The organism is Mucilaginibacter sp. (genome assembly GCF_028288185.1).
Lineage (GTDB): Bacteria > Bacteroidota > Bacteroidia > Sphingobacteriales > Sphingobacteriaceae > Mucilaginibacter.
Genome location: NZ_JAQBOF010000008.1, coordinates 78,539 through 91,545, shown reverse-complemented (window position 1 = coordinate 91,545; position 13,007 = coordinate 78,539). Strand labels below are relative to the sequence as shown.

Genomic DNA, 13,007 nt, shown 5'->3' with positions numbered 1-13,007 from the left:
ATTAATTTATCTTAATGAAAAAAACACTTTTCATCCTTCTACTAACTATAAGTTATCAACTCATACAAGCACAAAACATTATACAAAGCAGGGAATATCCTAAAGGTTTTTTTCGTTATCCGCTTGATCTGCCTCCATCAATTGCCGGTGGTTTTGGCGAATTAAGACCAAATCATTTCCATGCAGGTTTAGATTTCAAGACCAACCAGCAAAGCGGCTACCCCGTACACGCTGCTGCAGATGGTTATGTATCGCGCATACGGGTTCAGTTTGGCGGTGGTGGCAATATTGTTTACATCAATCACCCCAACGGCTATACTACAGTATATATGCATAATTCGCGCTTTAGCCCGCAGATAGAAAAGGTGTTGCGCAATTATCAGTATCAACATCAATTATATGAAGTTGATTTTAACCCGTTACCAGACCAGATTACAGTTTGCAAGAATGATGTTATTGCCATATCAGGCCAATCAGGCGCTGTAGCAGGGCCGCACGTGCATTTTGAGATCAGAGATACAAAAACCGAACACACCATAAATCCGCAACTTTTTGGTGTGACCATTCCAGACAGGACACCACCTGCAATCAGCGCCATTGGTATTTATTATTTAGATGGTAAACCTTTCAGCGAAAATACCCCGCACGAATTTTTATCAGTAGCCGGCGTGGCAGGCAATTATCATTTAGTAAAACCTAAAGTAATAGAGTTAAGCGGCAATATTGGTTTTGGCATAACTACTAGTGACATGAACAGCGCGTCAGCCAATCACAACGGTGTTTATTCTATTCAGTTAAAGTTGGATGGGAAAGACGTATATACATTTGTTATGGAGCATTTTGCTTTTGATCAAACCCACGCTATAAACGGTTACATTGATTATCCAACTTTTCTAACCTCACACCGTTTTATACAAAAATGCTTTGTTCCCCCAGGCAGTAACATCACGCTTTATCCGCAATCAATAAATCGTGGTATTATAAATTTTGATGATGACGAATTGCATGAGGTTGAATATGTGGTTAAGGATGTGGCCGGTAATACATCAACACTTACGCTAAAAGTAAAGTCGAAACGTTTGCTGCAATCTACAGTTATTGTAAAACCGGCTGGCACTTTATTTCATTACGACCAGGTAAACGTGCTTAATACGGATAAAGTTAAAGTAACTATTAACCCCGGCAATTTATATGACGATATAGACTTTACATATGCAGAGCTACCCAAAAAACCGGGAGCTTATTCGGCCACCTATCGCATACATAATAAGTTTACACCGATACATGATCGTTATGATATTTGGATAAAACCCGATGTTGACCTGGGCGCGCTTGGCGATAAAGCCGTTATTGACGGCACCGGCGGTTTATGCGATAGCAGTAAATATGAAAACGGTTATGTAAAAGCCCGTGCTAGGGCCTTTGGCGATTATTACATTAAGCTGGATACTACGGCACCTTATATTATGCCGTTAAATATCCATAAGGGCAGCATCCTTGCTAAATCTAAAGGCATATTTCTTAAAATAGGCGATAATCTATCCGGCGTAAAAACCTATAATGGCAAAATAGATGGCAAATGGGTTTTGATGGAATGGGATTTTAAAACTAAAATACTAAGTTATACCTTTGATGGCAGCATTACTTCGGGCAAACATACATTTGAATTAACCGTGGGTGATGCTAAAAATAATTTCTCACAATTCACAGCAGATTTTAACAGATAATGGCAACACTTACAGCAGGCGATAAGGCCCCGGATTTTACCGCGAAAGATCAGAATGGCAAAACCGTTTCGTTAACCGACTTTAAAGGCAAAACAGTGATCCTTTATTTTTACCCGAAAGACGATACCCCCGGCTGCACTGCCGAGGCTTGCGATTTCAGAGATAATTATCAATCGTTAGTTGGTAAAGGGTTTGAGGTAATTGGCGTTAGTACAGATGATGAAAAATCGCATAAAAAATTCGAGAGCAAGTATAACCTGCCTTTCCCCCTGATAGCGGATACCGACCACAACATAGTTGAAGCATACGGAGTATGGGGCGAAAAAAATAATTATGGCAAAAAATATATGGGCACTATACGCACTACTTTTATTATTGATGCTAAAGGAAATATCCAACAAGTGATTGACAAGGTTGATACCAAAGCGGCATCGCAACAGGTATTGGATCTCTTAACATAGTTTTACTACCTGACGCGCCAACTCACCCGGTCTACGCTTCGCTCGACCAGCCTTTCTTTCGCAAGCGATAAGAGGGTTAAGACCAGGTTTAAGAGTTTGCTAGTTACCCTCTTTCCTGCTTGCGAAAGAGAGGGTCGCGCTCGAAGAGCCACGGGGTGAGTAATCACCGCGATCCATCGTTATCAAAAAAATAATAATTACTTTAGTGCCGATAGTTGTTAAAACAAAAAGCCTAAATAACTATTATACTGAAAAAAAATATTAACATGCCCACACAGGTTGAAGATGCAGAGATATTAAGCAAGTTCCAGGACGAAAAGACCAGGAACCTAGCATTTAACCTGCTCCTTAATAAATATCAGCAAAAAATTTACTGGCACATACGCCGCATGGTTATTGACCATGATGATGCCGATGATCTGGTTCAGGATGTATTTATAAAGGTTTGGAAAAATCTGGCCGGTTTCCGTAGCGACTCGCAGTTGTATACCTGGATGTACAGGATTGCCAGTAACGAATGCATTACTTTTCTGAACAAGAAGAAGCTACGGAACAATGTTTCCATTGAAGACGAAGCTTATAATTTGGCTGATACCCTAGCCGATTCGTCTTATTTTAATGGGGATGCAGCGCAGAAAAAATTACAGAATGCTATAATCACCCTACCCGAAAAACAACGCCTGGTATTTAATATGAAATATTATGACGACATGAAATACGAAGAAATGTCGCAGGTATTGGGTACAAGTGTAGGGGCTTTAAAAGCATCCTTCCATTTGGCAGTAAAAAAAATAGAGGCTATTTTATTGACAGAAGATTAAATTTAAAATGTTATTAAACCTTTTCATCTAAATTTCATCTATAAGTAATCATGGCAAGCGAGATAGAAAATAAAGAATGGCTGAATGATTATGAAGCGCTTAAACAAGTTAGTACAAAAAACCCGTTTACAGTGCCTAACGGCTATTTTGATGAGTTGGATGAACGTATAACATCAGCAATAAAACTGGATGAATTGAAAAATTCGATCTCTTCGGATTGCTTTACCGTACCCGAAAATTATTTTGATGAATTAAGCAGCAACATACAAAGCCGTATAGCTGTTGATGATTTAATAAATATTGAAGCTACCGGTTTAACCGTCCCGGAAAATTATTTTGACCAATTAAGCAGCAACATACAAAGCCGCATAACGGTTGAAGAAATATTAAATACAGAACATATCAGTCTAACCGTACCGGCAAATTATTTTGACGAGCTAAGCGGCAACATACAAAGCAGTATAGCGGTTAATGAGTTAATTAATGCAGAAAATACGGGCTTAACTATTCCGGCAAATTATTTTGAGGAGTTAAGCAGCAACATACAAAGCCGTTTATTGGTTGAAGACGTTTTGGCAAATACCGAAAATGCATTTACTGTGCCCGAAGATTACTTTACCCGTTTAAACAAAAACATTTTAAACAAAACGGTTAACCAGGATATAGTAAAACGCAAAGGCGCGGTTATTAGGATGATCTCATCAACCGCATTTAAATATGCAACTGCCGCTTGTGTTGTTTTAATGTTGGGTACCGGTGTATTTTTAAGACTGGAATCGCCTACTGCAATACACAACCGTTCTTTCCTACATAACGAGTTGTCGGCTATACCAGTAAGCGATATTCAAGATTATTTGGAACAAAACCTGGACGGTGGTGACACACAACATACCGTTACATCAGAAAACCTGCCGGTTAGTGCCGATGAGTTAAAAACCGCTTTACAAGATTATACCGACCAATAAGATATGAATAAATTGTGCAAGCATGTTTTTGTTATCTTATTGATCGTATGTATTAGCTATTCGGCTTATTCGCAAAACGTGCGCATGCAATTGCGGCAGCAAAGTAAGGCTACGGTAGTTCGTCCACAAAATCCTGGCATGCGCCGTATACAAGTTGTTAAAGAATCTTTTTTGTCCAAGCAACTTGCACTTACCCACGACCAAGGCGAAAAATTCTGGCCCATATATCGTCAATATCAAAACGAACTTTTTGAGGTTAGGCGATTAAAGCGCCTCAATAATTCGGACGCGCAGGCTAACGGATCTGAACAGGTTAAAAAAGATCTGGACTACGATGCACAACTGGTAGACATACGCAAGCATTATAATGATGAATTTATGAAAGTATTGCCTCCCGAAAAAGTAAGCCAGCTCATTAAAAGTGAGCGCGAGTTTAATGATGAACTGGTGAGGAAACTGCATGAACAAAAACCGGGTTCGCCCATGTAAAATATTTTAGTGAACAATAAAAGGGCTTATCGCACAAAGTGATAAGCCTTTTGTATTTTTGGGCATTATGCTAACGCTTCGCCAACTATTTTTAGCCAATAACGCGCAAACCACCAACTTCCCTCTGTTGCTGGAGTTTGAACGTGCCGAAGGGGTAAATCTGTATGATATAAATGGCAAAGCTTATATAGACCTGATCTCGGGCATAGGCGTAAGTAACTTAGGGCATAGCAACCCCCATGTAATTAACGCCATAAAACAGCAGGTTGATAAATATATGCACCTGATGGTATATGGTGAATATGTGCAAACGCCACAGGTTAAATTTGCCGAGAAGCTGATATCGCTCTTACCCGATAACTTACAATCGGTATACTTTGTAAACTCGGGCGCAGAGGCAGTGGAGGGTGCCTTAAAATTAGCTAAGCGATATACCGGGAGACAGCAAATTGTTTCCTGCCACAACTCCTATCACGGCAGTAGCCATGGCGCGTTAAGCGTTATGGGTAGTGAGGTTTTTAAACAAGCTTATCGCCCGTTATTGCCGGGTGTTAATTTTATCCGCTTTAATAATATTGATGATCTTGATCTGATCACTACCGAGACAGCTTGCGTTATTATTGAAACCATACAAGGCGAAGCAGGCATACGTGTGCCGGATGCCACCTATATGCAGGCTCTGCGCAAACGTTGTAATGAAACCGGAACACTTTTAATTTTAGACGAGATACAGGCCGCCTTTGGCCGCACCGGCAAACTATTTGCCTTTGAGCATTTTGGTATAGTGCCCGATATATTGCTACTGGCTAAAGCTTTAGGCGGCGGTATGCCAATAGGAGCCTTCATCGCCTCAAATGAAATAATGGGTTCGTTAAAAGAAAACCCTATCTTAGGACACATCACCACATTTGGCGGTCATCCCGTTTGCTGTGCCGCAGGGTTAGCAGCGTTAGAGGTACTGATAAATGAGGACCTGGTAAATACCGTTGCAGAAAAAGAGATACTACTGCGAAGTTTATTGATTCACCCTGCTATAAAAGAAGTACGCGGAAAAGGATTAATGCTGGCCATAGCGTTGCAAAACTTTGATATTAATAAAAAAATAATTGACCGCTGCATAGCTCATGGTGTAATTGCCGATTGGTTTTTACATTGTGATAATGCCATGCGTATTGCACCCCCGCTCATCATTACCACCGATGAGATAGAAAAAGCCTGTAAGGTAATAATGGAAGCCATAGATCATTATTGCTAACTGCCTGTCCCGCATATTAAATTATTGCAATAAACACGTTAACAAATTTAGCGAGCCTAATCTTGGTATGGTTTATGCAAAACATAAGGCATACTGCTAAAAAATGCATTTAGAGAGCAGGAACAATGTTCTCCCTTGGTCAAACTGCACGTTTTTCAAGTCAGTATACTATACACTAACGACATCAACTATAAACATGGCTCGGACTATCATACCACCAAAAAACATGAAAATAGCTTATATCTCAACCTATCCGCCGCGCGAATGCGGAATTGCAACCTTTAATCAAAATTTAATGTCTGCCATTGGCTCTAATTTCCCCGAACGTGCGAATGTATTGAAAGGCGATTTTGTAGTAGCGTTAACCGACTCTGAAAACATACATGAATATGAATACCCGGAAGAGGTAAAGTATGTTGTCCGCCAGAACCATCAAAAAGATTATATACGGGCGGCAAACTATATCAATACCAGTAATGCTGATGCTTGTATATTAGAACATGAGTTTGGTATTTTTGGTGGTGAGAGTGGTATTTACATATTACCATTACTTAATCGTTTAGAGAAGCCATTAATATCTATTTTACATACTATACTAAAAGATCCCAGCTATGTGCAAAGGATTATTATCAGAGAGATTGCTGAGCAATCTGCAAAGATCATTGTAATGAGCCAAAGGGCGTTGGAGTTTTTAACTACCATTTACGATATCCCTGCCGAAAAAATACAAATAATAGAACATGGGGTGCCTGACCTGGAAGCACCTGAAGATAACCCGATAAATAATTTAACACCATTTAAAAATCGCCGGGTATTATTAACTTTTGGTTTGATAAGCCGCAACAAAGGTTTAGAAACAGTTGTACGCGCATTGCCGCGTATTGTTAAGGATCATCCGGATGTTATGTATGTGGTATTAGGTAATACGCATCCGGGTGTAATAAAAAACTCGGGCGAGGAATACAGGGATCATTTAAAGACTTTGGCTAACCAGCTGGGCGTATCGCAAAACCTGGCCTTTGTAAACAAGTTTGTTGCAGAGGAAGAATTGATACAATACTTATCTGCAGCCGAAATTTATGTTACTCCGTATCTAAATGAAGCACAAATTACCAGCGGAACATTATCATATGCCGTTGGTGCAGGCGCTGCCGTAGTTTCAACTCCTTACTGGCATGCCACCGAATTACTGGATCATAACCGTGGCCGCCTGTTCGACTTTAAAAACTCTGACGCGTTGGCTGACATTATTATTGAGTTATTGGACCAGGAGCGTGTATTAAACGAAATGAAACAAAATGCCTACGAATACGGCCTGCATTTACGCTGGCCTGTTATAGGTGCCGAATTTATTAAAGTGGCCCAGGAAGCATGCTATGAACATGATTTTAGGGACAAGATATTAAAGAATAGCATTGTTGACCCTGAGATAATGCCTAAGTTCAGCCTTATTCACGTATTGCGTTTAACTGATGATACCGGTATTGTGCAGCATGCTAAATACGGCATACCAAACTTAAAAGAGGGTTATTGTTTGGATGATAACGCACGCGCATTGATCATGGCTATTATGGCCCATAAGCGCAGTAATAGTAAAGAAGCATTTGAACTATTGCCTATTTACCTAAGCTACATCCACTATATGCAAACGGATGATGGTAACTTCCGTAATTTTTTGAGCTTTAACAGGCAATATCTGGATGAGGTGGGTTCTGAAGATTCTTTCGGACGTACTATCTGGAGTTTGGGTTATTTGATAGGCAATGGGTCAAGCAATTCGTACCGCGAATTTGCTACCGAGATATTCCAGCGTTCGTTCCCTCACTTCAAAAATCTAAAATATTTAAGAGGGATGGGCAATACCATTATAGGTATAAGCATGTACCTACAGCTTCATCCTACGGACGAGGGCATGGTAAATGAGTTAATAAGATTAACACAGCCTTTAGTTGCCGCTTACGACCAAACCCAATCTGACGATTGGCAATGGTTCGAGGAAAGCATGACCTATGATAACGCCATTCTTCCGTTAGCGTTATTACATTCATGCCAGGTTACCGGTAATGAGCGGGTTAAAGAGATCGCTTTAAAAACAATGGCTTTTTTGGATAATTTAACCTTATCAAATGGTTATTTAAGCCCGGTTGGTAATGATGGCTGGTATTATCGTGGTGGTAAGTTTCCAACGTTCGATCAGCAGGCTATAGAGACTATGGCTATGGTGTTGATGCATTTTCAGGCTTACCAATTGTTCCGCAAGCCGGAGCATATCGAGAAAATGTTTTTATGCTATAAGTGGTTCCTGGGCGAAAACACGTTGCGTGCCCCGTTATATGATCACGAAACCAAGGGCTGCTGCGATGGTTTATTGCCAACAGGTATAAACCGTAACCAGGGTGCCGAAAGCACCTTAGCTTACTTAATATCGCACTTAACAGTACTGCAAGCGTTTGAGTTGGAATACGAGTATAACCGCTTTTCGCAAAAAAAAGTAGCTGTTAACGTTAAGTAATGAAAGCCGCAATACTAGCTCCCGTTGCCTGGCGCACACCGCCCAGGCATTATGGGCCATGGGAACAGGTAACATCAAACATAGCCGAGGGGTTAATAAAACTGGGCGTTGAGGTAACGCTCTTCGCCACCGGCGATTCTATAACCGCCGGCAAGCTTGAGGCTATTTGCGAGCAAGGTTATGAAGAAGACCGCACGCAGAATGCCAAAGTTTTAGAGTGTCTGCATATTAGCAACCTGATGGAAAAGGCGAATAAGTTTGATATCATCCACAACAACTTTGATTTTTTGCCGCTCACCTATTCGGGCTTAATTAAAACACCCATTATTACTACTATTCATGGTTTTTCATCGCAACGGATTATCCCGGTTTATAAAAAATATAATTCGATAGGCAACTATGTATCTATCAGTAATTCGGACAGAAGCCCGGAATTGAATTACCTGGCTACGGTTTATAATGGTTTAGATACTAAAGATTTTGAATATAATGCATACCCCGATGCTTACTTACTCTACTTTGGGCGCATCCATCCTGACAAAGGAACAGCCGAAGCTATAGACATCGCCAAAAAAAGCAAACGTAAATTATTAATAGCCGGCATTGTACAGGACGAAGGTTATTTTAAAGAGAAAATTGAACCACAACTAAATGACCAGATAGAATACATTGGCAGCGCCGGACCTGAAAAACGAAATCTTTTATTAGGAAATGCGCTGGCCCTATTGCATCCCATAAATTTTAACGAACCGTTTGGCTTGAGCGTAGCCGAAACCATGCTTTGTGGTACCCCTGTTATTGCTTTTAACAGAGGCTCAATGCCTGAGCTAATTAAGCATGAAGAAACAGGCTTTTTGGTAAATACGGTTGACGAAGCAGTTGAAGTTGTAGAATGCATTAAAAATATTAAGCGGCAAGACTGTTATAATTGGGCCACTGCTCAATTTTCGTGCGATAAAATGGTGGCCGATTATTTGACGTTATATCATCAAATTCTGGGGTATTGAGTAGTCTCAGATTTACGAAGTTGAGAAACTTCGTAAATCTCCTATGCTGTTAATTCTATATTATGCTGGGTATGATCGTTATCTAAACCCTCTGCTTTAATCTCTTCTTCCGGCTGATGATCGTAATTGATCAATGGCCTTAATTTAGGTTCGTCAGATGGATAAATATCCTCTACATCTCCCTGGTAACGTTGTGCCACCTCAATGTTCTGCGCGTATTTATAACCCAGGCGTTTGTTTTCCTCATCGATAAAATTAAACAGATCGCCCAGACATGAATATATTGCCTGTAGATATTTATAGTTGGTAGATGTCAGACATTTACCAGTATCATGCGGGCCTTTTCCGGGTTCGCAAAAATTTAGTTTAGTTATAACCCCATTAATTAATTCAACCTCAAATTTGCCTTCGTTATGCCAAGCAAGGTTGTTCTTTATTTCTCTGAAATGATCCATTGGTTTAATAAATTTATTTCCATATAAAATTCTTGTAACAGTCACATTATTAATTAAATACTGTTACTGTTTACTTAACAATGGATATGCCAAAATTGGATATGTTGATAAATGATTAAACGGCGGATATAAATGAACTTTTTAAGGGTTAATAAGGTATGAAGTGCCTGTTTGTTAACCTATTTGCGTCCACTATTTAATACAATAGTATACTAAGACTTACGAAAGTTTAACAACTTCGTGGTCATTAAACTTTGCCCCCTTAGCATCTTCTTTAAATTTAGCCATTAATTCGTCCAGGTCAATCTCGGCAAATGAGGTGGAGTAGTCAGACAACCCATAAGGGATGATCAGTTTATTATTATTTATTATCGATCCGCAGGAATAAATTACATTAGGCACATAACCTTCGCGCTCATCGCTATTAGGGATCAATATAGGCTCTTTAAGGCGCCCAATCTCAACTTCGGGGTTGTCCAGCTTTAAAAGGCTTGCGCCAAGCACATAGCGGCGCATTGGGCCAACGCCGTGGGTTATGACAATCCACCCATGTTTAGTTTCAATAGGTGATCCGCAGTTACCAATCTGTACAAACTCCCAGCTAAATTTTGGCTTTTGCAATAAAATAGGTTTCTCCCAGATATTTATTTTGTCAGAGTACATGATATAGTTGTTGCACCCGTCAATGCGTGATATCATGGCATACTTGCCATTTATTTTACGTGGGAACAATGCCAGATTTTTGTTCTGTGCGCCGGCACCGTATAATGGCATTATTTTAAAATTATAAAAATCAGTGGTCTGTAGTAACTTAGGCATTATCAACGCGCCATCATAGGCAGTATACGTAGCATAATAAACGCAGCTGCCATCTTCATTTGTAAACTCCACAAAGCGGGCATCTTCAATACCCTTGCGCTCATACTCAGATATAGGGAAAATAACACGGTCTGATATATCAGTATCTAAAGAGAAAACTATTTCGTAGTATGAATCGGCCAGCCAAAGTACTTTATCATACTCTAGTTTTTTCATATCGCTTTCCTGCAGTTTTTGCGAATCAATGATGATACGGCGCAGGTTCGAGTATTCAAAGTGATGATCAAGCTTAGTTTCTAATTCGTGCAACACATCAATATTGATCTGGGTAACAGCGGCCTTATCAAAAAACAGTTTTTTGTTGTAAACCGCGTTTCTTACAATCTCGGCTTCGTCAATATAATTACCAGCCGGTAATACCGTAATGTTATTGTTTTTATCAATCAAAGCCCTTCGAAAAGTGATTGACGAGATATGCCCCTCGCCTACTGCCCTAAAGCTCATTATTACCCGCCGCTCGCCTTCTGATAACTCGGTTTGATCGGGATCTTGTACTATAGATGGGTTAAAAAACGCCGCCGATTCAATAGAATATTCATGCGTAAAATACGAGCCAATTAACAGCTTACGGTATACCGTAAGGGTGTCATAATCAATATTCAATTCAGCGAAAAGTGGTTTTAGTTTGCTGCAATGGCGGTTTAAAACACGTGTAATATTACGGTGGCGTTTAGAGTACTCCTGCAATAATGGCGAAATTATACTAAAGGCTTCTTCTTCGCTTATGTTGATAACACGTTCCAGCACTTCTTTAGCGCGATCATTTCCATTAAAAAAGAATCTTGCAATAACACGTTTAGGATCTGGATTAACTCTTACTGGCTTACGTTCAACAGCTAACTTCATATATATAAAATGCGTTTTATAGTAAACACAAACTTGTAGAAATTGATTTGGATAATTTGCTTTTGTTGAGAATTCAATGAGTGAATTAGTGAATGAGCCATTGAGTGAATGATTTAATCAATATTTATATAAGCTGGATAGCACGGTTCCTATATTCACTCATTCAAAAATCACTATTCGCTAATTATAGCTACACCATACTGTTGCGTTTGATAAGGTATGATTTTAAAATATTGTAATAACCGTCCTGAATAGCTGCATCCACTATATCAATATGGTATTGGGCGCATTTTAGTTCCAACTCGTGTTTATAGTGTTGCAGCGAGGTTTGGTAAGCCTGTCGTATTTTGCCGGGATGTACCTTTACTTCATCACCGCTTTCAATATCAATAAAATGGTGCGGGCGGTTATCAAAGTTAAAGTCCTGTTCTTTTTGCTTGTCGGTAACATTAAATATTACCACCTCGTGCTTATTATATTTTAAATGCTGTATAGCTGCAAACAGTGCCTGCATTTTTTCGGAGTCGAGGTTATTCTCCAGCATATCGCTAAAAATAATAACTAACGATCGTTGGTGCACCTCTTCGGCTACATGGTGCAGCACATTGGTAATGTTGGTTTGCGTATTAACTTTTGGATTATTGTACAGTTTTTCCAACTCGGCATACAAATAAAACAAATGTGTTGAAGCCGATTTTACCGGGCTCAGCCAATCTACCTTGTCCGAAAACAAACACAATCCAAAAGCATCGCGCTGTTTTTTAAACAGATACATTAATGAAGCAATAGCATAGATAGAGAATTGCAGCTTATCTATCCCCTTCTCGGGGAAATTCATGGATGACGAGGTGTCCAGTAATAAATAGCAGCGCAGGTTAGTTTCTTCTTCAAATTGTTTTACAAACAACTTTTCGGTACGGGCCATTAACTTCCAATCGATGTTTTTTACCGACTCGCCATTGTTATACAAACGATGCTGGGCAAACTCTACAGAAAACCCGTGGAACGGGCTCTGGTGTAAGCCGGTTATAAAACCCTCTACCACCTGGCGGGCTAAAAGTTCCAGGTTGGCTAGCTGTCTTACCTGTTGATCATCGTTAAGCTGCGACATAATTAAACTAATGTAGTTAAAGATTTGACAACTTTTAAAAAGTTGTCAAATCCCCATAAAAAAAAGCGTTACAAAATTGTAACGCTTTTTTAATACTAAATTATATAATTGGTTAAGCCAGTTGCTTATCTAATTTGCCGGCCAAAACAGATTTTGGAACGGCACCAATTTGTTTATCTACAATTTCGCCATTTTTAAAGTACAATAAAGCAGGGATATTGCGGATACCATATTTTACAGATATACCAGGATTGTTATCAACGTTTACTTTGCCTACAACTGCTGTGTCTGCATATTCTTTTGATATTTCTTCCACAACCGGGCCAACCATTCTACAAGGGCCACACCATTCTGCCCAAAAGTCTACCAATACCGGTTTATCTGATTTAAGCACAAGCTCTTCAAAGTTTGCGTCTGTTATTTCTAAAGCCATGATTTTTTTATTTATTGTTATACAAATATATACTATTCAAATTGCT

12 protein-coding genes are annotated in these 13,007 nt (G+C 39.6%); 8 read left to right on the top strand and 4 right to left on the bottom strand.

Annotation, left to right across the window (positions count from 1 at the left end; genetic code table 11):
- Window positions 1-14 precede the first annotated feature (14 nt).
- The 8 genes from JWQ34_RS02945 to JWQ34_RS02910 all read left to right on the top strand — a co-directional run bounded on the left by JWQ34_RS02945 (window position 15) and on the right by JWQ34_RS02910 (window position 9,237).
- Window positions 15-1,727: a M23 family metallopeptidase gene (locus JWQ34_RS02945; RefSeq protein WP_299353673.1), complete on the top strand. Its 1,713-nt coding sequence runs from the start codon at window positions 15-17 to the stop codon at window positions 1,725-1,727.
- The gene (bcp, locus tag JWQ34_RS02940; RefSeq protein WP_299353670.1) at window positions 1,727-2,188 is read left to right on the top strand and encodes a thioredoxin-dependent thiol peroxidase; all 462 of its coding nucleotides are present in this window, start codon (window positions 1,727-1,729) and stop codon (window positions 2,186-2,188) included. The genes JWQ34_RS02945 and bcp overlap by 1 nt, the downstream gene beginning before the upstream one ends.
- Before the next feature lie 266 nt (window positions 2,189-2,454).
- Entirely contained in the window at window positions 2,455-3,009 is a 555-nt protein-coding gene (locus JWQ34_RS02935; RefSeq protein WP_299353668.1) for a sigma-70 family RNA polymerase sigma factor, read from the top strand.
- A 50-nt stretch (window positions 3,010-3,059) separates the two neighbouring features.
- On the top strand, window positions 3,060-3,974 hold the full coding sequence (locus tag JWQ34_RS02930; protein ID WP_299353665.1) for a hypothetical protein: 915 nt from the start codon (window positions 3,060-3,062) through the stop codon (window positions 3,972-3,974).
- A gap of 3 nt (window positions 3,975-3,977) precedes the next feature.
- Entirely contained in the window at window positions 3,978-4,463 is a 486-nt protein-coding gene (locus JWQ34_RS02925) for a hypothetical protein (RefSeq protein ID WP_299353662.1), read from the top strand.
- A 67-nt stretch (window positions 4,464-4,530) separates the two neighbouring features.
- Window positions 4,531-5,718, top strand: a complete 1,188-nt coding sequence (locus JWQ34_RS02920; RefSeq protein WP_299353659.1) for an aspartate aminotransferase family protein — start codon at window positions 4,531-4,533, stop codon at window positions 5,716-5,718.
- Between the two features lie 226 nt (window positions 5,719-5,944).
- Entirely contained in the window at window positions 5,945-8,230 is a 2,286-nt protein-coding gene (locus JWQ34_RS02915) for a glycosyltransferase family 4 protein (protein ID WP_299353656.1), read from the top strand.
- Window positions 8,230-9,237 carry a glycosyltransferase family 4 protein gene (locus JWQ34_RS02910; protein ID WP_299353654.1) on the top strand — a complete coding sequence of 336 codons (1,008 nt, stop codon included), beginning with the start codon at window positions 8,230-8,232 and terminating at the stop codon, window positions 9,235-9,237. Before JWQ34_RS02915 ends, JWQ34_RS02910 begins: the two co-directional genes overlap by 1 nt.
- Before the next feature lie 41 nt (window positions 9,238-9,278).
- Here the strand turns inward: JWQ34_RS02910 and JWQ34_RS02905 are convergent, their stop codons facing one another.
- The 4 genes from JWQ34_RS02905 to trxA form a co-directional block, all read right to left on the bottom strand.
- Window positions 9,279-9,692, bottom strand: coding sequence for a hypothetical protein (locus JWQ34_RS02905; RefSeq protein ID WP_299353651.1), 414 nt, complete (start codon window positions 9,690-9,692; stop codon window positions 9,279-9,281).
- A gap of 219 nt (window positions 9,693-9,911) precedes the next feature.
- A complete protein-coding gene (locus tag JWQ34_RS02900) occupies window positions 9,912-11,417 on the bottom strand; it encodes a glycoside hydrolase family 130 protein (RefSeq protein ID WP_299353648.1) in 1,506 nt (501 codons plus the stop codon).
- A 190-nt stretch (window positions 11,418-11,607) separates the two neighbouring features.
- Window positions 11,608-12,528 carry a DUF58 domain-containing protein gene (locus JWQ34_RS02895; RefSeq protein WP_299353645.1) on the bottom strand — a complete coding sequence of 307 codons (921 nt, stop codon included), beginning with the start codon at window positions 12,526-12,528 and terminating at the stop codon, window positions 11,608-11,610.
- Window positions 12,529-12,640: 112 nt separating this feature from the next.
- Window positions 12,641-12,961, bottom strand: a complete 321-nt coding sequence (gene trxA / locus JWQ34_RS02890) for a thioredoxin (RefSeq protein WP_214071573.1) — start codon at window positions 12,959-12,961, stop codon at window positions 12,641-12,643.
- Window positions 12,962-13,007: the final 46 nt, after the last annotated feature.

Bases quoted from the DNA above. Each gene is read 5' to 3' on its own strand.
- trxA (WP_214071573.1), bottom strand. From the start codon at position 12,961: ATGGCTTTAGAAATAACAGACGCAAACTTTGAAGAGCTTGTGCTTAAA.
- JWQ34_RS02935 (WP_299353668.1), top strand. From the start codon at position 2,455: ATGCCCACACAGGTTGAAGATGCAGAGATATTAAGCAAGTTCCAGGAC.
- JWQ34_RS02915 (WP_299353656.1), top strand. From the start codon at position 5,945: ATGAAAATAGCTTATATCTCAACCTATCCGCCGCGCGAATGCGGAATT.
- JWQ34_RS02925 (WP_299353662.1), top strand. From the start codon at position 3,978: ATGAATAAATTGTGCAAGCATGTTTTTGTTATCTTATTGATCGTATGT.
- JWQ34_RS02900 (WP_299353648.1), bottom strand. From the start codon at position 11,417: ATGAAGTTAGCTGTTGAACGTAAGCCAGTAAGAGTTAATCCAGATCCT.
- JWQ34_RS02930 (WP_299353665.1), top strand. From the start codon at position 3,060: ATGGCAAGCGAGATAGAAAATAAAGAATGGCTGAATGATTATGAAGCG.
- bcp (WP_299353670.1), top strand. From the start codon at position 1,727: ATGGCAACACTTACAGCAGGCGATAAGGCCCCGGATTTTACCGCGAAA.
- JWQ34_RS02910 (WP_299353654.1), top strand. From the start codon at position 8,230: ATGAAAGCCGCAATACTAGCTCCCGTTGCCTGGCGCACACCGCCCAGG.
- JWQ34_RS02895 (WP_299353645.1), bottom strand. From the start codon at position 12,528: ATGTCGCAGCTTAACGATGATCAACAGGTAAGACAGCTAGCCAACCTG.
- JWQ34_RS02945 (WP_299353673.1), top strand. From the start codon at position 15: ATGAAAAAAACACTTTTCATCCTTCTACTAACTATAAGTTATCAACTC.
- JWQ34_RS02920 (WP_299353659.1), top strand. From the start codon at position 4,531: ATGCTAACGCTTCGCCAACTATTTTTAGCCAATAACGCGCAAACCACC.
- JWQ34_RS02905 (WP_299353651.1), bottom strand. From the start codon at position 9,692: ATGGATCATTTCAGAGAAATAAAGAACAACCTTGCTTGGCATAACGAA.